Below are 21636 nucleotides of genomic sequence, written 5' to 3' on the forward strand. Positions count from 1 at the left end.
GTCACAACGCCTCGAATTCGGCCTGCAGGGCGCGCACATGCTCGGTCAGTCCGGGCTGTTGGCTGCGCCGCAGGCGGGTTGCGGTCAGGATGGTCTTGAGCCTTTCCTCGGTGGCGTCGAGGTCGTCATTGACCAGCACGAAGTCGTAGCCGTCCCAATGGCTGATCTCGTCCCAGCTCTTCTGCATCCGTTTCGATATCGTCTCGGGTTTGTCCTGGCCGCGGGTTTCAAGCCGCCGGCGCAGTTCGGCAATGGACGGCGGAAGCAGGAAGATCGACATCGTATGCTGGCCGAGCGAGGAGTTGCGCACCTGTTGCGCCCCCTGCCAGTCGATGTCGAACAGCACGTCGCGCCCGGCCTCGATCGCCTGCCGCACGGGCCCTTCGGGGGAGCCGTAGAAATTGCCGAAGACAAAGGCATGTTCCAGCATCGCGCCCTTCGCCACCTCTGACTTGAACGCGCCTTCCGACAGGAAGTGATAGTCCTCGCCATCGACTTCGCCTTCACGAGGGGTGCGGGTCGTGGCCGAGACCGAGAACACGATATCAGGGTCCCAGTCGCGCAGCCGTCGCGCCAGCGTGGATTTCCCGGCGCCGGAGGGCGAGGAGAGGATGATCAGAAGTCCGCGGCGTTTCGACATGTCCTACTCCACATTCTGGACCTGTTCGCGCATCTGATCGATGGCCGCCTTCAGGTCAAGACCGATGCGGGTCAGCCCCGAGGACTGCGCCTTCGAACAGAGCGTGTTCGCCTCACGGTTGAATTCCTGCATGAGAAAGTCAAGCTTGCGGCCAAGCGGTTCGTCCGAAGCCAGCAGCGTTCGAGCGGCCTCGACATGGGCGCCCAGCCGGTCGAGTTCTTCGCGCACATCCGACTTGACCGCGATCAGGGCCAGCTCCTGTGCCACGCGGTCCGGGTCTGCACCGCTGCTGTTGTCCAGAACGCGCGCCAGATTGGCCCGCAGGGTTTCGGCCACATGGTCCTGTCGCGCCTCGGCTTCGGCCTCTGCCGCCTTGGTCAGGGCCTGCACATTGTCCAGTTGTCCTCCAAGGATCTTGATCAGCGCCGCGCCCTCTGACCGGCGCATGGCGACAAACGCGTCCAGCAAACGCTCCAGATCGGCAAGCAGGGCCTTGCGCAGCGCGACCTCGGTCTCGGCGGGGGTTTGCGCCTCGGTCACCCCGCGGATCGAGAGGATTTCCGTCGCGCTGGTCGGCCGAAGTGCGATGCCCTTGGCGCGGGCCGCTTCCTCCACCGCATGGATCTGGGTCAATGCAGCATCCAGTGCCGCCGGATCGAGCCCCGCCCCGGACACCGCCCCGGGATCGCGTGCGATCTTCAGGCCCAGTGTGACGCTCCCCCGCGCAAGGCGAGCCTGCAGCGCGCTGCGTGCCGCTTGCTCCAGCCCGCCGATCCAGTCGGGCAGGCGCATCCGCATATCAAGGCCTTTGCCGTTGACCCCGCGCAGTTCCCAAATCCAGGTGTAGCCTGCCCCCTGCCCGCCCGTTGTGGCGAACGCGGTCATCGAATGTGCCATGGCCTGAATTAACCTTTCGTAAAGAAACTGCCCCGTCTCGGGCGAAACTGTGGCATTCTTTTGTCATCGGAGACGGTTTCGACTATCATCTTGACGCAAGCGCGGCAATGTTCGGACACCACTCCACGAGTTTGGCGAATGTAAGCTGGGTGGGACCAGGGGAAGGCGGAGAAGGGCATGGCAGATATTGAGAAGAGCCCCCGTGCAGCGGTCATTTCCATCGCTGGATATCGGAAAAGCGGCGAGCTTGCGGCACTTGACGAGGTCGAGGCCTATTGGTCGAGCCTGCGTGAAACGAACGGGTCGCTGCCGACACGCGCACAACTGGAACCCCGCGGCTTTGCCCGCGCACTTTCGAATTGCTTCGTGGCAGAGGCCATCGCCCCGCATCACCTGCGGCTGCGTCTGGCCGGTCAGCATCTGCACGAGCTGATGGGGATGGAAATGCGCGGGATGCCGCTGTCGGCGTTGGTCCTGCCCGAGTCCCGGCCGCAACTGCAAAAGACGATTGGCGAATTGCTGAGCGATATGGATGCGCCGGTGCGCTTGCGCCTGATTTCGCCGCGCAGCTATGGCCGTCAGGCGCTGTTCGCCGGCATGTTGCTGCTGCCGCTGGCGCCCGAGGCCGGGTCGCCGCAGCGGGTGCTGGGCGCGATTGCCACGGTCGGAACGGTTGGCTGGACGCCGCGCCGTTTCCAGATCCTCGGCGTGGGAGAGGAACAGGTGCGCCCCGAACGTCAGGAACGCCCTGCCCTGCGGGTGATCGAAGGCGGCGTCGTCGAAAACGCCTGAAACGGCTGATAGATACGAAAAAGAAGGCGCCATTTGGCGCCTTCTTCTGTTTGAAACGGTCGCTTAATGCGCCTATTGAGCGGCCGCCGCCGCGGCCTGCTCGTGCCGGTTGGCCAATTCCTCGGCGACGAGGAAGGCCAGTTCCAGCGACTGGGACGCATTCAGACGCGGGTCGCACGCCGTGTGATAGCGAGAGGACAGGTCCTCGTCCGTCACGGCCCGCACGCCGCCGGTGCATTCGGTCACGTCCTTGCCCGTCATCTCGAAATGCACGCCGCCGGGGATCGTCCCTTCCGCGTTGTGGACGGCAAAGAACTCCTGCACCTCGCGCAGAACAGAATCGAACGGCCGTGTCTTGTAGCCGCTGGCCGACTTGATGGTGTTACCGTGCATCGGATCGCAGGTCCAAAGCACTTCGGCCCCCATGTCGCGCACCACCTTGATCAGGCGCGGCAGATGTTCGCCCACGGTGCCCGCCCCGAACCGGGTGATCAGCGTCAGACGGCCCGGCACGTTTTGCGGGTTCAGCGCCTCGATCAGCGTCTTGAGGTCGTCGTCCGAAATCGTCGGCCCGCATTTCAACCCAATCGGATTCATCACCCCGCGGCAGAAGGCGACATGCGCCCCGTCGACCTGGCGGGTCCGGTCGCCGATCCAGATCATGTGGCCCGACCCGGCCACCCAGTTGCCAGACGTCGAATCGACCCGCGTCAGCGCCTCTTCGTATTCCAGAAGCAGTGCTTCGTGAGAGGTGAAGAAATCCACCTGCGACATGCCCTGCATGGTGTCCGCGTTCACACCTGCGGCCGTCATGAAGCCGAGCGTGTCGCTGATCCGGTTGGCCATGTCGCGATAGCGCTCTGCCTCATCGCTGTCGGTGAAACCCAGCGTCCAGCTATGCACCCGATGGATGTCGGCGAAGCCGCCCTTGGAAAACGCGCGCAGCAGGTTCAGCGAGGCGGCGGCCTGGGTATAGGCCTGCAGCATCCGGTTCGGATCGGGGATCCGCGCCTCTGGCGTGAACTCGAACCCGTTGACGATATCACCGCGATAGCTGGGCAGTTCTTCGCCGCCGACCGTTTCCATCGGAGCTGAGCGCGGCTTGGCGAACTGGCCTGCCATCCGTCCGACCTTCACCACCGGCAGCTTTGCGCCGTAGGTCAGAACCACGGCCATCTGCAGCAGAACCTTGAACGTGTCCCTGATGGTGTCGGCGCTGAATTCCGAGAAGCTCTCGGCGCAATCGCCGCCTTGCAGCAGGAACGCCTCGCCCCGCGCGGCCTTGCCAAGCTTGGTGGTCAGGTTCCGGGTCTCGCCGGCAAAGACGAGCGGCGGGTATTTCGCAAGCTGGGCCTCGACGGCTTCAAGCGCCGCCTGATCCGTATAATCGGGCATTTGCACCCGGGGTCGGGATCGCCAGTCGGTCTTTTGCCACGTCGTCATCGTCCTCGCTCCGCGTATTGGGCCGGTGGGCGCCTTATAGGCACAAGCGCGAGGCGCTGCTACCGGAAAAGGGCGCCGCCCGCGCACGCCCCTTGATCCGTCCCGCCAAAGCTGTATTCGATTTCCTGACCATAAGCGTGGAGGGACACGTGGTCGCGCAGCCGGAACCGACGGACCTTGTCGACGTGGTCGCCGATGGCAGGCGTCCGCAAGAGCTTGTCTTCGTTCTTCTGGAAAAGTTCACGATGCTGAGCTTTGCGAGCGCCATCGAACCGTTCCGCATTGCCAACCGGATGTCGGGAAAGACGCTTTATCGCTGGCGGCTGGCCGGTGAAGCTGGCACTTGGGCCAGTTGTTCCAACGGGGCCACCGTGCGGCTGGACATGGGGCTGGACGAACTTGGCCGCGACGAGATGATCGTGCTGTGCGGCGGGATGGACATACAGGCGGCGACGACCAAGCGCCTTGTCGGCTGGCTGCGGCGCGAGGCCCGCAAGGGCCTGACCGTGGCAGGGCTGTGCACTGCCGCCTATGCGCTGGCGCGCGCCGGGTTGCTCGACGGTCGGCGCGCGACCATTCACTGGGAAAATCAGGACAGTTTCGCAGAGGACTTCCCAGAGATCGAACTGACGAAATCGGTGTTCGTCATCGACGGCAACCGGATTACAACCGCGGGCGGCACCGCGTCGATCGACCTTGCCCTGACCCTGATCGCCGAGACCCACGGCGAGGAACTTGCCAACGCCGTGGCCGATCAACTGATCTATTCCGCCATCCGGACCGATCAGGATACGCTCCGGCTGTCGATCCCCACGCGCATCGGCGTGCGCCATCCAAAGCTCTCCCATGTCATTCAGGTAATGGAGAAGAACCTGGAAGATCCGATTTCGCCGGCGGTCCTGGCGCGCGATGTGGGCATGTCCACCCGGCAGCTTGAACGGTTGTTCCGCAGATACCTGAACCAGTCGCCCAAACGCTATTACATGGAGCTTCGCCTTGTGAAGGCGCGTAACCTGCTGATGCAGACGGATATGAGCGTGATCAATGTGGCGCTGGCCTGCGGGTTCGCCTCGCCCAGCCATTTTTCTAAATGCTACCGGGCGCACTATGACACGACGCCGTATCGTGAACGCGGCAGTCGCAGCGGACGCGTGGTCGAATAGCCGTCCGAAACGATCACGGTGGGCCTCAGCCGGGCGACAGGCGGTAGACCGTTCCGTTCGTGACCGACAAGAACCAGATCGTGCCGTCCGGGGCCTCTCTGACATCCCGAACGCGCCCGGTTTCTGGACCTTCTATCCGCTCTTCCGAAAAGCCCGTGTCGGGGTCGAGCCGTGACAGGAAACCGAACTTCAGGCTGCCCGAAAAGATGTCATCACGCCATTCCGGCCACAACTTGCCGGAGTAGATCATCATCCCCGAGGGCGCGATCGACGGATCCCAATAATGGACGGGCTGTTCCATACCCGGTTTCGCCGTGCCTTCACCGATCTTGGCGCCCGAGTAGTGCCGCCCATACGAAATCACCGGCCAACCATAGTTGGCGCCCTTTCGAATTAGGTTCACCTCGTCCCCGCCGCGGGCGCCGTGCTCATTCACCCAAAGCCGCCCTTGCAGATCCAGCGCCGCCCCTTGCGGGTTGCGGTGTCCGAAGCTCCAGATTTCAGGCCGGGCCCCGGCTTGCCCGACGAAAGGGTTGTCGGCCGGGACCGATCCGTCGCGATTGAGGCGAATGATCGTTCCGTTGTGCGTTCCAAGGTCTTGCGCTGCGGGCCTGTCGCCCCGTTCGCCGATCGTGAGGAAGATATGCCCATCGGGGCCTTCGACGACCCGGCTTCCGAAATGGCGGCCACCGCGGGAACCCGGTGCCATCTCGAAAATCCGCCGGAATCCTTCAAGGCGGGTGCCGTCTTGGGACAACCGCCCGACACCCAGCGCCGTACCCTGACCTGTGCTCTGCTGAACCGCGTGGCTGAGAAAGACCTCTCGGCTTTGCGCGAAATCACGGGGCACCATGACATCCAAGAGACCACCCTGCCCGACCGCCGCCACCTTCGGCACGCCATTGATGGTATGCACCTGTCCGTCTGAAATCCGCAGGAGCCGGCCGCCCCGCTCCGTCACAAGAATGCTGCCGCCGGGCAGAAAGGCGATCGACCACGGTTCGGAAAGGCCGCTGGCGATGGCAACGACTTTCAAGGCGCCGGTGGAGCTTTCAAGCGCGGCCGAGGGTGAAGCCAGAGACAGAAGGCCGGCAAGGAGAAAGGCCCCAAGGCGAAGCGGGCGGAGTTTGCTGAGATGCGACATGACCATGCGATTGGACGTAGTGCATTTGCCCGATCTTCCAACGGTTGGGACCTGACCCGCCGACGGGCGCAAGCGCCCTTTCTTTTTGAAGGCGTGCCGCATAATCTCGCCTCCGGAATGGCTTTCCAAAACGGGAGTTCAAGCATGAAGAACCTTCTTACGGCGACCGCGGCCATCGGCCTGCTGGCCGGATCCGCCTGTGCCGAAGACATCAAGATCGGTGTGCTGCTCGGTTTCACCGGCCCTATCGAGTCCATGGCCCCCGCAATGGGCGCGGGCGCCGAACTTGCGATTGCCGAGGTCAGCGGCAAGCTGCTCGGCGGGTCGACCGTGACCGCGGTGCGCGGCGACTCCACCTGTATCGACAGTTCTGCTGCAACCGCCGCTGCGGAACGGCTGATCACCTCTGACGGGGTGAAGGGTATCGTCGGCGCGGCCTGTTCGGGGGTGACCGGTGCGGTTCTGCAAAACGTGGCCCGCCCCAACGGGATGGTCATGATTTCGCCGTCCGCGACGTCCCCCGCATTGTCGGAAGCCGAGGATGACGGCCTGTTCTTCCGCACGGCGCCCTCTGACGCCCGCCAGGGTGTGGTGATGGCAGATCTGCTGCTGGGAAGCGGCGTGAAAGAGGTCGCGCTGACCTATACCAACAACGACTACGGCAAGGGGCTGGCGACGAGCTTCGAAAACGCCTTTACCGATATGGGCGGCACGGTCACGATTTCGGCTGCACATGAAGACGACAAGGCCGATTATTCGGCCGAGGTCGGCGCGCTGGCCGCAGCGGGCGGCGAGTTGCTGGTTGTCGCGGGCTATGCCGACCGGGGCGGCGCGGGCATCGTGCGCTCCGCGCTCGACCTTGGTGCTTACGACCGGTTCCACTTCCCCGATGGGATGGTGTCCTCGGCCACGACCGACAATTTCGGCACCGAGATCGACGGCTCTACCGGACAGTTGCCCGGCACCGACAGCCCCGGGGCGGAGAAATACGCAGAATTCGTCGGCGACAAGTTCGACGCCACGGCGATCTTCTCGGCCGAAAGCTATGACGCGGCGGCGCTGATCCTCTTGGCGATGCAGGCGGCCGGGTCCTCTGACCCGCAGGTCTACAAAGACAAGATCATGGATGTCGTCAACGCGCCGGGAGAGCCGATCTATCCCGGCGAACTGGCCAAGGCGCTGGATATCCTCGCCGCGGGCGGTGACATCGACTATGTCGGCGCGACGGCGGCCGAGTTCATCGGTGGCGGCGAAAGCGCGGGCAACTATCGCGTTGTCGAAGTCAAGGACGGCGAATTCGCGACCATCGGCTATCGCTGATCCGCATCAACCTGACCAAAAAGACAGGCGGCCCGGGCCTTTCCCGGACCGCCGGTTTCGATTAGTCACGCGCGCCAGTCGTGCGAGGAATGAGACGTGATCCAGGTAGAGAACCTGCACAAGCATTTCGGAGGCTTCCACGCGGTGGACGGAACCTCCATCGAGATCGCGACGGGCTCCATCACCGGGCTCATCGGCCCGAATGGTGCGGGAAAGTCGACCCTGTTCAATGTCATAGCGGGTGTCCTGCCGCCGACATCCGGCCGTGTGACGATGGACGGGGAAGACATAACCGGCCTGCCCCCGCATGAATTGTTCCACAAGGGACTGCTACGCACCTTCCAGATTGCGCACGAATTCAGTTCGATGACGGTGCGCGAAAACCTGATGATGGTGCCCGCGGGTCAGTCCGGCGAAACGCTCTGGCATGCGTGGTTCCGCCGTGGGCAGGTGGCGCGGGAGGAGCGCGCCCTTGCCCGAAAAGCCGATGAAGTGCTGGAGTTCCTGACCATCGATCACCTGGCCGACGAAAGGGCCGGCAACCTTTCGGGCGGGCAGAAGAAACTGCTGGAACTCGGCCGGACCATGATGGTCGATGCCAAGATCGTGTTTCTGGACGAGGTCGGGGCGGGCGTGAACCGAACGCTTCTGAACACCATCGGCGATGCCATCGTGCGGCTGAACAAGGAACGCGGCTATACGTTTTGCGTGATCGAACATGACATGGATTTCATCGGGCGCCTTTGCGACCCGGTGATCGTCATGGCCGAGGGCAAGGTGCTGTCGATCGGCAAGGCGGACGAGATCATGCAGGACGAGGCGGTGATCGAGGCGTATCTGGGCACCGGGCTGAAGAACAAGATCAAGGCTGGCGCCGGGGGATGATCGGCCGGGTTGCCCGTGTTGGCATCGGATTCTGATCAAATTGAGCAGGGAAAAAGGACGGGACGCGCGCGGATGGCAGAGCCGTTTCTGATCGGAGACCATATGACCGGTGGCTATGGCGGGGCGGATATCCTGCATGGCTGCACCGTTGCGGTCGACAAGGGTGAGATCGCCGTCATCGTGGGCCCCAACGGGGCGGGAAAGTCGACGGCGATGAAGGCCGTCTTCGGGATGCTGGACATCCATCGCGGCGCGGTTCGGCTGGACGGGGTCGACATCAGCCATCTGAGCCCTCAGGCGCGGGTTTCCCGTGGCATGGCCTTCGTGCCCCAGACCAACAACATCTTCACCTCGATGACGGTCGAGGAAAACCTTGAAATGGGGGCGTTTTTGCGCCGCGACGACATTTCGCCCACGATTGAAGAGGTCTATCGCCTGTTCCCGATCCTGCGGGACAAGCGGCGCCAACCCGCCGGGGAGTTGTCGGGCGGCCAGCGTCAGCAGGTGGCCGTGGGCCGGGCCCTGATGACCCAACCCACCGTGCTGATGCTGGATGAGCCGACCGCCGGTGTGTCCCCGATCGTGATGGATGAGCTGTTCGACCGCATCATCGAAATCGCGCGAACCGGCATTTCTATCCTGATGGTGGAACAGAACGCCCGGCAGGCGCTGGAGATCGCGGACAAGGGCTATGTTCTGGTCCAGGGCCGCAACGCCTATACCGATACGGGCAAGGCCCTGTTGGCGGATGCGGAAGTTCGCCGAACGTTTCTTGGAGGCTGACATGCGCAGACTGATGATCATGCTCCTGACGCTATGCCCGGCGCCTTTGCTCGCGCTGGAACTGGATTGCGTCGCGGAACTGGCCTGCGTGACCGGCGCAGAGGCCGGATGCCAGAAGACCGAGGTTCCCTACGCGCTGAAGGTCGGGCGCAAGACAGGGGCCAAGGTGGTCATGCAGACCGAAGACGAAGAGCGGTTCTATGAATTCACCCGCCTCAAGAACGCCGATGGCCTGTTGTTGCAGGCAAGCGGCGGCGCTTTGGGTGATGATCAGGGGGCCGGCGCGCTGAGCGTGTTCGACGATTTCCGTTTCGTCCTGACCCGGCACAACCGGATCGTTCTGGGCGAGGATCAGACCGAGGTGATCGCGGTCTCCATCCACGGGACATGCAAGGAGCCGACACCGTGAGCCGTCACGCCGTGCCCATCGCGAAGGATCGTGCGCCCGCCGAGCTTAAGTTCACTACTGGTGGAAGGATGCGTCAATGGACTTCGTGAACGCCCTTGTCGTCCTTGCCAATTTCGTCCTGATCCCGGCCACGGCCTATGGGGCGCAACTCGCCCTTGGTGCGCTGGGCGTCACTCTGATTTACGGCATCCTTCGGTTTTCCAATTTCGCCCATGGCGACATGATGGCGTTTGGCACCATGGTCACGATCCTCGTCACTTGGGGGTTGCAGGCGATGGGTGCGTCGCTCGGTCCACTTCCCACGGCACTTCTGGCCCTGCCGGTCGGGATCGTCGCCACGGCCCTTTTGATGCTGGGAACCGACCGGGTCGTGTTCCGCTTCTATCGCGAACAACGGGTCAAACCCGTCATCCTCGTGATCGTATCAATGGGGGTGATGTTCATCCTGAACGGCGTGGTGCGCATCATCATCGGCCCCGACGAACGCCGTTTTGCCGATGGCGAGCGGTTCATCGTCACCGCGCGTGAGTTCAAGGAAATGACCGGGCTGGCCGAGGGGCTGGCGATCCGAACGACGCAGGGCCTGACCGTTCTGACGGCCGTGATCGTGGTGGCGGCGCTCTTCTGGTTCCTGACCTACACCCGAACCGGAAAATCCATGCGCGCCTTTTCCGACAACGAGGATCTCGCCCTTCTGTCCGGAATTAATCCCGAACGCGTGGTGGCGATCACATGGATCATCGTGGCAGCCTTGGCAACCATCGCAGGTGTGCTCTACGGGCTCGACCAGAGCTTCAAGCCCTTCACCTATTTCCAGCTTTTGCTGCCACTCTTCGCGGCGGCCATCGTGGGCGGCCTCGGCAGCCCGCTGGGCGCGATCGCGGGTGGGTTTCTGATCGCCTTTTCCGAGGTGACGATTACCTACGCCTGGAAGAAGGTGCTGACCTATGTCTTGCCCGAGGGGCTCGAACCGTCCGGCCTCGTCCAGTTGCTGAGCACCGACTACAAATTCGCGGTCAGCTTCGTGATCCTCGTCATCGTGTTGCTGATCCGGCCGACGGGCCTGTTCCAGGGGAAATCGGTATGACTATGCGCGATCTCTTGCTGTTCGTCGTCGTCGGGGTGCTGATCGCAGCAACCGGCATGCTTCAAAGCTGGAACGCAGCGCTTTTCATCCTGAACTACGGCCTGATCTCGGCGATCATGGCGCTGGGTGTAAACATGCAATGGGGCTATGCTGGCCTTTTCAATGTCGGTGTCATGGGGTTCACCGCGCTTGGCGGACTTGCCGCGGTCATCGTGTCCATGCCGCCGGTGGGTGAGGCATGGTCGGCCGGCGGTCTGGGCATGCTGGCGGCCCTGACAGTCGGACTTTGCGTAATTGCCGGTGCCATCGCGATCTGGAAACGCTTGCCCAAGGGACGAATGCGTGGGTTGGCCGTGTTCGGCTGGCTGCTTATGGGCTATTTTCTGTACCGCAAATTCTTCGACCCGGCGGTCGATGCGATCGAGGCGGTCAACCCGGCTGCCACGGGCTATCTCGGCGGGCTGGGTCTTCCGGTCCTGCTTAGTTGGCCTGTCGGCGGACTTCTGGCCGCGGGTGCGGCATGGATCATTGGCAAAACGGCACTCGGGCTACGCTCCGACTACCTGGCCATTGCGACCCTCGGCATTGCCGAGATCGTCATTGCCATTCTGAAGAACGAGGACTGGCTGAGCCGCGGCGTCAAGAACGTGATCGGAATTCCCCGCCCGGTGCCTTACGAGGTTGATCTGCAACAGGACCCCGCTTTTGTGGAGCGGGCCGCAAGTTTCGGGCTGGACCCCGTCACCGCCTCCACGCTGTTCGTGAAACTCTGCTATGCTGGGCTTTTCGCCGCCGTACTGATCATCTTGATCTGGTTGACGGAAAAGGCGCTGAACTCACCTTGGGGCCGGATGATGCGGGCGATCCGTGACAACGAAGTCGCGGCAGAAGCGATGGGCAAGGATGTGAAGGCACGCCACCTGGAGGTCTTCATTCTCGGCTCGGCCATCTGCGGGCTGGCGGGGGCGATGATGGTCACCTATGACAGCCAGCTTACCCCGGGCAGTTATCAGCCGCTGCGCTTTACCTTCCTGATCTGGGTGATGGTGATCGTCGGCGGATCGGGCAACAACTGGGGCGCGGTGCTGGGCGGGTTCCTAATCTGGTTCCTGTGGGTGCAGGTCGAACCGGCCGGGGCGTGGATCATGGGGGTTGTAACCTCCGGCATGGCAGACGACTCGGCACTTCGCGCCCATCTGCTCGACAGTGTCGCACATATGAGACTGTTCACCATGGGGGTGGTCCTACTGCTCGTCCTTCGTTTCAGCCCTAGGGGGCTGATCCCGGAACGCTAGGGCAAGCATTGAGAGGGCTGTCCGACGTCCTGATCCTCGTGCCGGCGGCCGGTCAGTCCCGGCGCATGGGCGGACGTGACAAGCTTCTTGAAACCATCGAAGGTGAATCCCTGCTCCGGCGCCAAGTCCGACGGGCCGTATCTACGGGCGGCAGGGTTCTTGTCACCCTGCCCCGTGGCTCAGGCTCGGAACGGGCGGCGCAGCTTGTTGGGTTGAACCTGATGCCGCCACTTCAAATCGATGCCTCCGAAGGGATGGGGGCATCATTGCGTGCCGGCGCGGCGGCGGCGGAGGCCGTCGGAGCCGTGGGCTTGATGGTTCTTCTGCCCGATATGCCAGACATAGATACGTTTGATATCAATCGGTTGCTACAGGAGTTCCTTGAGGACCCTGAAAACTGTGTGCGGGCGACGACGGAAGACGGCAAGGTCGGCCACCCCGTTGTGTTTCCGGCCAGAACCTTCGGTTTGCTAAGAACCGTCCGTGGTGACAAAGGCGGCCGCTCCGTTCTCAGCAGCGAAGCTGTCAGGGATATCCCGCTCAGCGGACGGAAAGCCGTGATCGATCTTGATACTCCGGAAGCATGGGCGGAATGGCGACAAACGCGCAAGGCCTGATGTCGTGCGCCGTCCGCGCTCCTTCGAAACCGCGTTAGGACAACGCCCCCGAGACGCGCATTGTTCGCGCGAAGAAATAAAACAGGACCGCCATCGCACTGGCCGTGCTGATCATGAAGACACCAAAAGGACCAGCGACAGCACCAAGTGGTGGTGTCGCGAAAACGATCAGCCAAGTTGCGGTCGCCAGCATTGAAAGTGCAGACAGTCCAAGGATCAAAGGTGCCACACCAAGCCGGAGAAACAATAGAACGGCTCCCGCCAAACCGAACCAGACGCCCACAGCCCAAGCCGCATCCACCAAGGCCGGAACTGACGTGAAATACTCAGCCTGTGACTGCGTGAAGAGCTTAAGATAAGGTGCCACGCTGTACTGGGTCATCACATAGTCCGCGCACCCGGCTAGGTTCCAGAGAACTGCGAGGATCGCCACAGGCATCAGATGCCATGGTTCTGCCGCTTCTGACATTGGCACATTTTCCACTCTAGGGAAGATGCGATCATGGTGCCCGCAAGCAACCGCCCTGTCCAGATGGTGCGACGTTTTGTGTGTCCGTCCGGTGTCCCGGTTTGCTGAGCCTACAGACACGCACCAAGGGCGCGTCTCGGCCAAGGGTGCCAAATAAACGCATGTTCACCGACTGTCGGTGCGTACGGGCCAATCCGCGAGAGCCCCGAAGAGCAAACACAAGCAGCGGCAATACTCCCGGTCGCTTAGCGGCGGTTCGGCCGGCAGTTCAGCTTGCTCTGCAACGGCCATCAAGGCGCCGTTTCCCCAACGCGGATGGGCTTTCCGAAAGCGCTTGGAATAGGTATCGGCCGCTTCGGCGCGAGCCAGCATAAGCATAAGGGCGCCCTGCCGCCTTGACGCTGGCAGAGCATATATGGCGCGCGCCGCCGCGACCGCATCGCCATGGGTGATGGGCTTCATCCGCTTGCCTCTATCAATCTAAACTGCCGACGGCAGGGTAAGCTCGGCATAGTGAACAGCGAAACGGATGATCCCACCGGAAAATTCGCCTCCTTCCGGTGACAAATCAATCGGCATGTCCGTGTATTCTGTCAGCGGCGTTCCGAGGACCCCTCTGGCATGTGAATTCAGCGAAAGTCCCAGGTCACTTCCAAATCGATCATCGCAACCCGCCGCACCGAGGCTCCATGAGGTAAGCGTTCCGGTGATCTCGGAAATCACCCGGACCGTAACCCCGAACACCATGGAATGAGCGGGAACGACCTGGCTGGTCGACTGACGTCCCCCGGCCGCGATGGGCTGATCAAATTCGAGCACCCGGAACCTGAGCGCCGCGCCGGAGACTGGACCGGACGCGGCCGCAACTTCGTTCCATCGAACCCCATCGAAACGCACCTCGCCATTGATATCCAGAACCCAGGCACACCAACCCACACGCGGTTCGACAAAAACCCATCCACCGTTGTCCCAAAGGGCAAGCTTTCCGTCTTTGCCCTCCCACGCTGCGGTTGCATTTTCGGCGATCGCCCATGCATGACCCTCCGACGCCTCAAGCGGAGGAATACTCAAAGACAGCGATTGCAGCCGCAACTGAACCAACGCATCAAGGCGGATGAGTGCTTCGTTGACGGTAACGTGTTTCTGCGCTTGCGCTGCCTCCAGAAGAGGAATCTCAAGGTTCGCTGTTTCAGTCATCTATCTCGATCCTCCGATAGGGTCCGGGTCCGACCTGATCCGAAATCTGGGCAACTTCGATTGAAAATGGCGAAGCGATGCCGTCTTCGACTTGCATCGCAAGGGAATAGAACCATGCGGGCGTTTCCACCGTGTCCGTTCGCGTGACCGTTTCGTCGGCACCAAGCACCCGAACGTGGTAGCTTTCTCGTTGTTCGCCCAAGGGCACTTCCATTGAGGCCCAAGAGTCTCCGTTGCTCCGAGTCCGCCTGATCCAGCGGAGGTTCAGATTTCCGGCCTGATCCCGGTCGGCTCGCAAATGACATGGAGCATAGGGGCGCAATCCGGTACCATCGAAAGCCACGACATGGTGACGAAACGAAAGGTCGTCGTACCCTTGATCATGAGGGCCGACCCGGTAGTGGCGCGGAAGCGAGAGTGCCGCCTGTGGTACCGAGATCTGAACCGGGGCGTCGTCCAGAAGAACGAAAAGGCTGCCGGCAGGCCACGGGGTGGCTGCCTCTGCGTCCGTCCCGGCCTGGCCTCTTAGCCGCAAGCTCAGGTCATAGGTTTGTGGGCCGACGAGTTCCGCAGTCGCGAATTGAAAGACCTCCCATCCCTGCGGCGACCCGTCGCCGATAGCGGCCGTGTTGGCCCCGACCAGAAGATCCAACTCCGACACGGAACCGAGTTCGCCTGACGAAAGACGTACACGAACGCTTGCTCCTCGATCCCAGCGCGAGGGTGCCACCGGGAGGAGAGGGTTTTCCGTGACGCCAATGACAGCGGCATGGTCAACTGAAGTGTTGAAGCGATAGCCATAATCGGCAGCCGCACTATAGACAGCGACGCCGCCGGACCATGGCGTTGAGGTCGCAGCCAGGTAAGGTGCGTGAGGTACCTCGTCTCCCGACAAAAGGGGAAGATCCAGAAATAGAGAATAGACAGGTAGAACCGGACGGAACGGTTCCTGTGCAACATGGTCGCCGTGGTCGCCATGCTGCCATAGCGAAGTCTGTTCGACTCGAACTGCCTCAACCCGACGCAGTTCGGTATGTTCGATGCGATCGATCCGATATTCGCCTTCCGGCAATCGGATCACGTTGCCCGCAGCAATCGAGAGACTCGATGGCGGCAAAGCAAATCTTGCGCAGTCTCGTGCGACCTGCGCTTGCGCAAGCCACCTGTTCACGATGCCATGACCTTCGCCCCCGCTCAGAACCAGCGGGAACTCGCATGTTGCCACGGTGTGCCCATCGCAGTCGGGCAGGCATGCCTCAACCGATCGTGTTTCATACACACCGTAGGATTCGATGTAACTCAGCCGTACGCGACCTCCTGCCTCGTCGACCGGGTTTCGCGTGTATTCAACCTGGCCAGAAAGTTCTTCCGTTACCGCAAGGTTTGACTGATCGACGTCGACGGGCTTTTGAAGCGACCTGTTGAAAAGAACGATCTGTCCTTCCCGCTCAACGACCTCGGCCCCATAGGCCAGCATCAAAGGTTGGAGGGTGGCCCGAGGTGTTTCTGCGTCGGGTGCCGAATACCCGCGGACCAAACCGTACAGTTCCGAGACATCGACCTCTTGGACACCGGATGAGCAGCAGATCTCTTTCGCGACAGAGGCAAGGGATTGAGCGGAAGCACGTCCATTCAACCAATGCCCCACTTGGTAGTTGGGTGCGTCAGACCACAGTGCATTGTTGTTGGGAAATTGTGGGAAGGGCCGCGCATCCCACGCCCAAACATGCGCCCGGGACAGGTCTATCATCGGCTCACCGTAGATATCGGAAACCGGATTGACCTCGGGATCGGACCAGTATGTCAGCACGGCACGCAAATACTGATGCTGTATCAGGTCATCACGCCCCCCTGTCGAAAACGGCGCTAGCGCGCTTTCCGACGATTTGAGGTCGTGAAAGAGGTTCGGCGCATTGCTTCCCTTGTCGACCGCGGGACAGCCGAGTTCAGTAAACCAGATCGGTTTTGAGCGTGGAGTCCACTCTGTCGTGTTCGGGTTCCGAACGCCGGCTATCCGGTTATGATGAGAGCGGCCCCACCAGTTCCGTATGTCCTTGAAACGCCAGACCCACGGTTCGCCGTGCTCACCGTCGGAAATCTGCACCCGGTTCTGGGAAACGCGATCGGCCTCTGATGGGTAATACCAGTCGTATCCTTCTCCACCCTCGATGTTGCTTCGAAGGTAGGTGAGGCTATAGATCGTACCGTACTCGGCGTCAGCGTGATTGCCTCCATCTCGCCAATCGGAAAGTGGCACATAGTTGTCGATGCCGATGAAATCGATATTGCTGTCGGCCCATAGCGGATCAAGGTGGAAATACAGGTCGCCGGGCGCGTCGGCAGGCTGATAGCCGTAATACTCACTCCAATCCGCGGCGTAGCCGATCTTGCATCCGACGCCCAGGATAGACCGGACATCTGCCGCCAGTTTCCGCAATGCCTCAACCGCTGGGAAGCTTTGCGCCTGGCCGCGGATCGTTGTGAGCCCGCGTAGTTCCGATCCGATACAAAACCCTTCAACGCCGCCCGCCGCCGCGCAAAGATGCGCGTAGTGCAGGATGAAGCGGCGATAGCCCCAGTCCTCTGAACCGGAATAGGAAACTGTGTCACCTGAAACCGCGAAGTCAGTGACTTGCGTCGTTCCGAAGAACGCGGCCACTTCGTCTTCCGCAAGTGACGTTCCATCCGGTGACAAAGGCTGGTCCGGCGCTTTGCTTAGGGTTATGCGACCGCGCCATGGGAAATGCGCTTGACCTGCTCCGTCCGAATAGGGATCGGGCAACGTATTCCCGGGCAGTTGGTCCATAAGAATGAACGGATAGAATACAGCATCCTGACCGCCGCGATGAAGTTCGCGGATCGCTTCGACAACGCTTGCATCGGTTGGCGTGCCGCCGTAGACGACACCGTCGTTCAAGCGTGGGACCGCCTGTGCCTGCGTTCTTGCAAGTCCTGAAACCTGCCAAGGCATTGGCACACCATCATGGTCTTTCTGCTCAACCTTCGGTCGGATCGCGGCAAACGGCGCGCGCAGATCACCAGAAAACCAGCTCACGACAAGAGAGACCGAACGTGTATGGGGCAGGACCCCGCGAAGATCCTCCAATGAGGTCAGAAAATCGGTCTGCCCGCTCGGGGAATTCACGTTGGCCGATTTCGCGTGGCCAAGCCCGAAATCGAAATGAACGGGCGTTGTTGCCAGCGCATATTCGCCTGTGCCGGGTATCAGCGACACCCCCTGAACGAGCGACTGGAGATCGTCTGCTCCGCCTTTAGCAGGCCGGGTGACTTCGAACGAAAACTGCGGCACCCGGTTTCCGAAACGCCCGAGTTCAAGTTCCTCGAAAACAACATAAGCGATCCCCCGGTAGGCGGGCGCATGCCCTGCCCCTTCAACCGCTTCGATCAACGGGTCCGGCTGTTGATCTTCACCCCCCTCGTAGACCCGCATCGAAACTGTATCCCGGGCAATCTCGGTGCCATCGGCCCAGATACGGCCCACCGATGAAATCGCTCCCTCACACAGGGCGATGGCGAGGTTTACGGAATAGCTGTAGGCCCGTGTCTCGTCCCGCCCCGGGGCGATGCCCTTCCCGGAACCGCTTTGTGAGACCGTGACATTCTCCCTGAAGCGAGACGCCCAGATCACCTGACCGGATACTCGTGTCCTCCCCCACACTCTTTCAACGGGCGCTCCTTCGCTCGCTCCTGTCAGGCGAAATCGATCCACCCGTCCGGACTCCACAGCTTGGGAACCTGCGCCCAGCAAGTGCTGGTCAAGGCTGCGCCCGACCGTCGCGCCCAAGGCCCGGCCAAGAACTGCTGTCGAGAGCCCCATAGCCGAACCACCAAGAACGGAACCGGCCGCAGCCCCCGCTGCGGACAACATGATTGTCGCCATACTCTACGTCCTTTCGGGGAATGCGAAGCGCGCCACGATACGGCGGGCCCAAGGGGCGGTCAGCGGACTCTCGACAACGCCATGCCCGGAATAGGCATGAACAAAGCTGTGCCCGGACCCAAGGCGCCCCTGCACACCCAAGTGCTTTGCAATACCGCCATCACGCATTCGGAAGAGGATCACATCGCCCTCTGCGGCAGCACTTGTTTTCTTTGGCACCAGATGAAGCTGCGCCGCGCGCAGCAGGACCTCGTCTCTTTGCGGTTCCGACCAGTCAGGGGTGTAGACTGGAATGGATTGCGGTTCGGCCCCGTAAAGTGCCCGCCAGACACCACGCAAAAGGCCGAGACAATCAGCCCCGGCCCCGCGTTTCGATCCCTGATGATGATAGGGTGTTCCGATCCAGCGTCGCGCCTCATCAAGCGCGCGCTTGCCGATATCAGTCATGACTTGAGCTTGCCCCCGTCATTCACGCCGGAGCGTGTCGGGACGCTCATGAGCCAGTCCTCGCCGGGAATATGTGGGAACCCCCGAAAGTTCTGAAAATTCATGAACTTGGTCCGGCAGGTTTCACTCCGTTTGTCACATCCCGCAATCAGGCGAACCTGATCGCCGACCTCCATAGGCGCACGGATTTCCGACCAGAGTTCAACGGTACGGATCCCATCCAAGACCCGGTCCGCCTTAATGGCTCCCGTCAACCCCTCGGCGGGGCCGGACAAGATGTCAACGCGGCCATGCTCGAACCAGCCATCCTCGAACCCGGACAGGTTCTCGAAATGCAGGCTGCGGCTGGCTTCCACCGAATGAACTACCGCCTCTGTTGAAAAGCCGCTCTGCCCGATGTCGAATCCGCACGACATGTCGCCCAAGCCGGCAGAACAGCGCCTTTGATAAACGCGACCGTTTGCTTGGTTCAATCGTTCTGAAAGCCCACGCAACTCGGCTTCGAACACGTCCCCATGTCGGGAAATCTCACCGATGAATCCTTTGAAAACAAGGGCTCGCATCGAAACGTCTGCCCAGTTTACCAGCCAGGTATCAAGACTGGCGCCATCATAGCGCCCGGCAGCGATATCCTCGGCCTTGATGGCGTCAGAGCTTAGCACGCCCGCGGCCGCGGTATTGTCGACCGACAACCCGGTCGTTTGCGACAAGGCACGTGCACTCAGTCCCGTGTCGGCCCGAAACGTGATACCGTCGAATTCAAGGGCCCGGTCATGATCGGTGAACCCGAGTACAACGCCATCCCGGCGCGTAATGGCCCAAGCCCGTGCAAGGGTTGTCGTCCCGCTTGCCAAATGCGCTTGCAACTGCGGCGATACACCCATCAGACCCTCAGCTCCACCACTGGAACGGAGGGCATCTCTCCGGCTTGGAAGCTGGCCGCGGACACATGGATCCGGTCGGTGTTGAAACGAACCGGAACGTCGAATTCGAAACCCGCCGTGACCGGTTCCCCCTCGGCTGGTGCTATAGCCAATGTGATGAGCCCGGTGGCATAGTCCACGTCGTACCCAACGCTTTCCATCAGGGCCAAGCCACCTACGCCAACCTTCACCGTTGACGGGACCGGCTTCACGATCGGGCGAACGTAGGAATGACTGCCTGAAACATAGGTCTTGCAAAGCTGAAATGCGCGAGACGCACCGTCGCCTGACCCAAGGACCTGATCATCGAATGCGATTTCTTCTTTGGGAAGACAGGACTTGTAGTCGACCCAGTCCTTCCAGCGAAACCCGTACAACTCTCCTCGGCGTGCTTCGAAGAAGGCCAGTACCTCCTCGACATCTTCGAGGGAGCGAATGGAGAGGCCCGCGTCGTAGCGCCTGCGCGCATGTTCCCAGGGTGTGTTGCGTTCCTCGAACCCGTTCGCAAGCGTCACGATCTCCGTCCTGCGCTCGGGTCCGCCTGCTGAACCGAAACTCAGGGGCGCGGGAAACCGCACTTCATGAAATGCCATCGGCTCTACTCCATCAACGATTACGTTGCCCACGCGCGATCAGGCGGCCCATATCCGCAGCGATCTGGCTCTGGCTCCGGGCAAAGCCCGAAACATCAGGGGTCGTGATGTTCATCACCACCTGAACGGGCCGCCCCCCGTTCCCGTCGCTTCGAACGCCAAGCCGGCCGTCGGCGCCGCGCGTAAGAGGCAGGATCGCTTCCGGTCCCGCCTCCCCCATAAGCCCGGTTGCGCCGGCCATGGCGAAATGGGTTGGGCGGTTGACGATGCCGCCATTGGCAAACGGGATCACTCGCCCTCGGGTGAATGCCCCACCGCTGGCATGTGGGATCGCAGCACTCATCAGGGTTTCAAGCCCGCTGGCAACCAGACCGCCCAAATGGCTCTGGACCGGTGTGACCGTTGCCGAGTAGGCCGCGTTCAGTATCGAGCCTGCGACGTCGCCCAGTACGTCCGAAAGCCTTCGGCCATCGAACACAAGATCTTCGAACGCGTTTCTGAGCCCCCGTCCAACCGAACGCGACAAGGTTCCCACCTCCCGGTTCGTCAGTGTCAGACTCTCTCGCATGTTTTCCAGTTCGCGGCCGAAAACCGCGGCTGTTTCATGTGCGCCTGAAAGCGTGTCCTCCAGCGCTTCAATCTGCGCTTCGAACGTGTCGAAATCCTCTGCGCTGACCATCGCTTACCCCTCTGTTCCGGGCTCGTCGGGAAAGGCGCGCGCCAACTCCTCAAGTTTCGCGCGCCCCATCGTTGCAGTCCTGCCCGAAACCCCGAGCATCAGCATCAACTCGGCGGGTGTCAGTTCCCAGAACTCCCTTGGCCTAAGTCCAAGTTCCCTGAACCCGGCACGCATCAATGCCGGCCAGTCAAACCTGCTCATCTGGAAACTCCGGGATCGTGAATGCCCGTGCCAGCAGTTGCGCGGCCGCCTGCGCCGCCACGACGGCACCGCCGGGAATGTCTGCACGGGCCAAGTCATTGGAGGAGCCCTGCCAACCGCCCCCCCGCAAGCCCGCCAGCAGCAGGGCCAGCACGTCTCGCGTCGAAAAACGCCCACCCTCGTACCTTTCGATTAGTTCGACAAGTGTTTCGGCACCCAGGGCGGCCTCAAGTTCGGCCAAGGCCCCAAGGGTCAGCTTCAGAACGCGCCGCTCGCCATTGATCACAAGCGCAACCTCGCCTGCATAGGGGTTCGTCATGGCAACGCCGTGAAGCTGAGCACACCGGCAGACGCCAGCGTCAGTTCATAGCTCGCCTCGCCGTTGTGATTGCCGGAATACTCCAGCGATCCGATCTGGAACGGCCCCTCGACAGTTCCGAAATCGGGAATGATGACCTGATAGCGCGGCATTTGCGCGTTGAAAAACACCTGTCGAACACGGGCATCTGTCGAAGCATCCTTGAAGATGCCGGAACCGGATATCGTTGCCGATTTGACCCCGGCGCCTGCCAGAAGTTCGCGCCACCCGCCCTCGCTTTCAATGCTGGTGATATCCACCTGTTCCGCGTTGAAGCTGATCCGTGTTGCCCGCATCCCTGCGATGGTCTCGAAATCGCCCTGTCCGGTTGTATCGAGCTTGATCAGCAGGTCTCGTCCATTCTGAGCCGCCATTGCGTTCTCCCTATCTTCA

Annotated in this window: 23 protein-coding genes; 9 read left to right on the top strand and 14 right to left on the bottom strand. The window is 61.6% G+C overall.

Annotated features, from left to right (window positions below; genetic code table 11):
* Position 1: 1 nt before the first annotated feature.
* Both gmk and RGUI_RS00915 read right to left on the bottom strand, forming a co-directional pair.
* Positions 2 to 640, bottom strand: coding sequence for a guanylate kinase (gmk, locus tag RGUI_RS00910; protein WP_081531332.1), 639 nt, complete (start codon positions 638 to 640; stop codon positions 2 to 4).
* A 3-nt stretch (positions 641 to 643) separates the two neighbouring features.
* A complete protein-coding gene (locus RGUI_RS00915; protein ID WP_081531333.1) occupies positions 644 to 1537 on the bottom strand; it encodes a YicC/YloC family endoribonuclease in 894 nt (297 codons plus the stop codon).
* Between the two features lie 177 nt (positions 1538 to 1714).
* Between RGUI_RS00915 and RGUI_RS00920 the strand changes: the two genes are divergently transcribed.
* On the top strand, positions 1715 to 2329 hold the full coding sequence (locus RGUI_RS00920) for a PAS domain-containing protein (RefSeq protein ID WP_081531334.1): 615 nt from the start codon (positions 1715 to 1717) through the stop codon (positions 2327 to 2329).
* Between the two features lie 72 nt (positions 2330 to 2401).
* Here the strand turns inward: RGUI_RS00920 and RGUI_RS00925 are convergent, their stop codons facing one another.
* Positions 2402 to 3772 (bottom strand): class II 3-deoxy-7-phosphoheptulonate synthase, encoded by a 1371-nt coding sequence (locus tag RGUI_RS00925; RefSeq protein ID WP_081531335.1) that lies wholly within the window; start codon positions 3770 to 3772, stop codon positions 2402 to 2404.
* A gap of 245 nt (positions 3773 to 4017) precedes the next feature.
* Here RGUI_RS00925 and RGUI_RS00930 point away from each other — a divergent pair, with 245 nt between their 5' ends.
* On the top strand, positions 4018 to 4935 hold the full coding sequence (locus RGUI_RS00930; RefSeq protein WP_081535908.1) for a GlxA family transcriptional regulator: 918 nt from the start codon (positions 4018 to 4020) through the stop codon (positions 4933 to 4935).
* A 25-nt stretch (positions 4936 to 4960) separates the two neighbouring features.
* On the opposite strand, the gene RGUI_RS00935 is transcribed toward RGUI_RS00930, so the two are convergent.
* Positions 4961 to 6085 (bottom strand): PQQ-dependent sugar dehydrogenase, encoded by a 1125-nt coding sequence (locus RGUI_RS00935; protein ID WP_253798709.1) that lies wholly within the window; start codon positions 6083 to 6085, stop codon positions 4961 to 4963.
* 138 nt (positions 6086 to 6223) lie between these two features.
* On the opposite strand from RGUI_RS00935, the gene RGUI_RS00940 reads away from it, so the two are divergent.
* The 7 genes from RGUI_RS00940 to RGUI_RS00970 all read left to right on the top strand — a co-directional run bounded on the left by RGUI_RS00940 (position 6224) and on the right by RGUI_RS00970 (position 12475).
* On the top strand, positions 6224 to 7399 hold the full coding sequence (locus tag RGUI_RS00940; RefSeq protein ID WP_081531336.1) for an ABC transporter substrate-binding protein: 1176 nt from the start codon (positions 6224 to 6226) through the stop codon (positions 7397 to 7399).
* 96 nt (positions 7400 to 7495) lie between these two features.
* Positions 7496 to 8284, top strand: a complete 789-nt coding sequence (locus tag RGUI_RS00945; protein WP_081531337.1) for an ABC transporter ATP-binding protein — start codon at positions 7496 to 7498, stop codon at positions 8282 to 8284.
* Positions 8285 to 8356: 72 nt separating this feature from the next.
* Positions 8357 to 9067, top strand: a complete 711-nt coding sequence (locus tag RGUI_RS00950) for an ABC transporter ATP-binding protein (RefSeq protein ID WP_081531338.1) — start codon at positions 8357 to 8359, stop codon at positions 9065 to 9067.
* 1 nt (position 9068) lies between these two features.
* Complete coding sequence (locus tag RGUI_RS00955) at positions 9069 to 9476, top strand: hypothetical protein (RefSeq protein ID WP_156882829.1); 408 nt, start codon at positions 9069 to 9071, stop codon at positions 9474 to 9476.
* 76 nt (positions 9477 to 9552) lie between these two features.
* A complete protein-coding gene (locus RGUI_RS00960; RefSeq protein WP_081531340.1) occupies positions 9553 to 10563 on the top strand; it encodes a branched-chain amino acid ABC transporter permease in 1011 nt (336 codons plus the stop codon).
* A 2-nt stretch (positions 10564 to 10565) separates the two neighbouring features.
* On the top strand, positions 10566 to 11858 hold the full coding sequence (locus RGUI_RS00965) for a branched-chain amino acid ABC transporter permease (protein WP_081531341.1): 1293 nt from the start codon (positions 10566 to 10568) through the stop codon (positions 11856 to 11858).
* A gap of 8 nt (positions 11859 to 11866) precedes the next feature.
* Positions 11867 to 12475 (top strand): NTP transferase domain-containing protein, encoded by a 609-nt coding sequence (locus tag RGUI_RS00970; protein ID WP_371587076.1) that lies wholly within the window; start codon positions 11867 to 11869, stop codon positions 12473 to 12475.
* A gap of 34 nt (positions 12476 to 12509) precedes the next feature.
* Here RGUI_RS00970 and RGUI_RS00975 read toward each other — a convergent pair whose 3' ends face one another.
* The 10 genes from RGUI_RS00975 to RGUI_RS01025 all read right to left on the bottom strand — a co-directional run bounded on the left by RGUI_RS00975 (position 12510) and on the right by RGUI_RS01025 (position 21617).
* Positions 12510 to 12944, bottom strand: a complete 435-nt coding sequence (locus tag RGUI_RS00975; RefSeq protein WP_156882830.1) for a hypothetical protein — start codon at positions 12942 to 12944, stop codon at positions 12510 to 12512.
* Positions 12945 to 13424: 480 nt separating this feature from the next.
* Positions 13425 to 14141: a DUF2793 domain-containing protein gene (locus RGUI_RS00985; RefSeq protein ID WP_081531344.1), complete on the bottom strand. Its 717-nt coding sequence runs from the start codon at positions 14139 to 14141 to the stop codon at positions 13425 to 13427.
* Positions 14134 to 18042 (bottom strand): glycoside hydrolase/phage tail family protein, encoded by a 3909-nt coding sequence (locus RGUI_RS00990; protein ID WP_081531345.1) that lies wholly within the window; start codon positions 18040 to 18042, stop codon positions 14134 to 14136. The genes RGUI_RS00985 and RGUI_RS00990 overlap by 8 nt, the downstream gene beginning before the upstream one ends.
* A gap of 3 nt (positions 18043 to 18045) precedes the next feature.
* Positions 18046 to 18489: an NlpC/P60 family protein gene (locus RGUI_RS00995; RefSeq protein WP_081531346.1), complete on the bottom strand. Its 444-nt coding sequence runs from the start codon at positions 18487 to 18489 to the stop codon at positions 18046 to 18048.
* Positions 18486 to 19373 carry a DUF2163 domain-containing protein gene (locus tag RGUI_RS01000; protein WP_081531347.1) on the bottom strand — a complete coding sequence of 296 codons (888 nt, stop codon included), beginning with the start codon at positions 19371 to 19373 and terminating at the stop codon, positions 18486 to 18488. Before RGUI_RS01000 ends, RGUI_RS00995 begins: the two co-directional genes overlap by 4 nt.
* Positions 19373 to 20005, bottom strand: a complete 633-nt coding sequence (locus RGUI_RS01005) for a DUF2460 domain-containing protein (protein WP_081531348.1) — start codon at positions 20003 to 20005, stop codon at positions 19373 to 19375. Before RGUI_RS01005 ends, RGUI_RS01000 begins: the two co-directional genes overlap by 1 nt.
* Positions 20006 to 20018: 13 nt before the next feature.
* Entirely contained in the window at positions 20019 to 20684 is a 666-nt protein-coding gene (locus tag RGUI_RS01010; RefSeq protein ID WP_081531349.1) for a phage tail tape measure protein, read from the bottom strand.
* Positions 20685 to 20687: 3 nt separating this feature from the next.
* Positions 20688 to 20885: a rcc01693 family protein gene (locus RGUI_RS01015; RefSeq protein ID WP_081531350.1), complete on the bottom strand. Its 198-nt coding sequence runs from the start codon at positions 20883 to 20885 to the stop codon at positions 20688 to 20690.
* A complete protein-coding gene (locus RGUI_RS01020; RefSeq protein ID WP_081531351.1) occupies positions 20872 to 21204 on the bottom strand; it encodes a gene transfer agent family protein in 333 nt (110 codons plus the stop codon). Before RGUI_RS01020 ends, RGUI_RS01015 begins: the two co-directional genes overlap by 14 nt.
* Positions 21201 to 21617 carry a phage major tail protein, TP901-1 family gene (locus RGUI_RS01025; RefSeq protein WP_081531352.1) on the bottom strand — a complete coding sequence of 139 codons (417 nt, stop codon included), beginning with the start codon at positions 21615 to 21617 and terminating at the stop codon, positions 21201 to 21203. The genes RGUI_RS01020 and RGUI_RS01025 overlap by 4 nt, the downstream gene beginning before the upstream one ends.
* Between the last annotated feature and the right edge of the window lie 19 nt (positions 21618 to 21636).

The organism is Rhodovulum sp. P5, from assembly GCF_002079305.1.
Classification (GTDB): Bacteria; Pseudomonadota; Alphaproteobacteria; order Rhodobacterales; family Rhodobacteraceae; genus Rhodovulum.

Bases quoted from the DNA above. Each gene is read 5' to 3' on its own strand.
- gmk (WP_081531332.1), bottom strand. From the start codon at position 640: ATGTCGAAACGCCGCGGACTTCTGATCATCCTCTCCTCGCCCTCCGGC.
- RGUI_RS00915 (WP_081531333.1), bottom strand. From the start codon at position 1,537: ATGGCACATTCGATGACCGCGTTCGCCACAACGGGCGGGCAGGGGGCA.
- RGUI_RS00920 (WP_081531334.1), top strand. From the start codon at position 1,715: ATGGCAGATATTGAGAAGAGCCCCCGTGCAGCGGTCATTTCCATCGCT.
- RGUI_RS00925 (WP_081531335.1), bottom strand. From the start codon at position 3,772: ATGACGACGTGGCAAAAGACCGACTGGCGATCCCGACCCCGGGTGCAA.
- RGUI_RS00930 (WP_081535908.1), top strand. From the start codon at position 4,018: ATGCTGAGCTTTGCGAGCGCCATCGAACCGTTCCGCATTGCCAACCGG.
- RGUI_RS00935 (WP_253798709.1), bottom strand. From the start codon at position 6,085: ATGGTCATGTCGCATCTCAGCAAACTCCGCCCGCTTCGCCTTGGGGCC.
- RGUI_RS00940 (WP_081531336.1), top strand. From the start codon at position 6,224: ATGAAGAACCTTCTTACGGCGACCGCGGCCATCGGCCTGCTGGCCGGA.
- RGUI_RS00950 (WP_081531338.1), top strand. From the start codon at position 8,357: ATGGCAGAGCCGTTTCTGATCGGAGACCATATGACCGGTGGCTATGGC.
- RGUI_RS00955 (WP_156882829.1), top strand. From the start codon at position 9,069: ATGCGCAGACTGATGATCATGCTCCTGACGCTATGCCCGGCGCCTTTG.
- RGUI_RS00960 (WP_081531340.1), top strand. From the start codon at position 9,553: ATGGACTTCGTGAACGCCCTTGTCGTCCTTGCCAATTTCGTCCTGATC.
- RGUI_RS00965 (WP_081531341.1), top strand. From the start codon at position 10,566: ATGCGCGATCTCTTGCTGTTCGTCGTCGTCGGGGTGCTGATCGCAGCA.
- RGUI_RS00975 (WP_156882830.1), bottom strand. From the start codon at position 12,944: ATGTCAGAAGCGGCAGAACCATGGCATCTGATGCCTGTGGCGATCCTC.
- RGUI_RS00985 (WP_081531344.1), bottom strand. From the start codon at position 14,141: ATGACTGAAACAGCGAACCTTGAGATTCCTCTTCTGGAGGCAGCGCAA.
- RGUI_RS00990 (WP_081531345.1), bottom strand. From the start codon at position 18,042: ATGGCGACAATCATGTTGTCCGCAGCGGGGGCTGCGGCCGGTTCCGTT.
- RGUI_RS00995 (WP_081531346.1), bottom strand. From the start codon at position 18,489: ATGACTGATATCGGCAAGCGCGCGCTTGATGAGGCGCGACGCTGGATC.
- RGUI_RS01000 (WP_081531347.1), bottom strand. From the start codon at position 19,373: ATGGGTGTATCGCCGCAGTTGCAAGCGCATTTGGCAAGCGGGACGACA.
- RGUI_RS01005 (WP_081531348.1), bottom strand. From the start codon at position 20,005: ATGGCATTTCATGAAGTGCGGTTTCCCGCGCCCCTGAGTTTCGGTTCA.
- RGUI_RS01010 (WP_081531349.1), bottom strand. From the start codon at position 20,684: ATGGTCAGCGCAGAGGATTTCGACACGTTCGAAGCGCAGATTGAAGCG.
- RGUI_RS01015 (WP_081531350.1), bottom strand. From the start codon at position 20,885: ATGAGCAGGTTTGACTGGCCGGCATTGATGCGTGCCGGGTTCAGGGAA.
- RGUI_RS01020 (WP_081531351.1), bottom strand. From the start codon at position 21,204: ATGACGAACCCCTATGCAGGCGAGGTTGCGCTTGTGATCAATGGCGAG.
- RGUI_RS01025 (WP_081531352.1), bottom strand. From the start codon at position 21,617: ATGGCGGCTCAGAATGGACGAGACCTGCTGATCAAGCTCGATACAACC.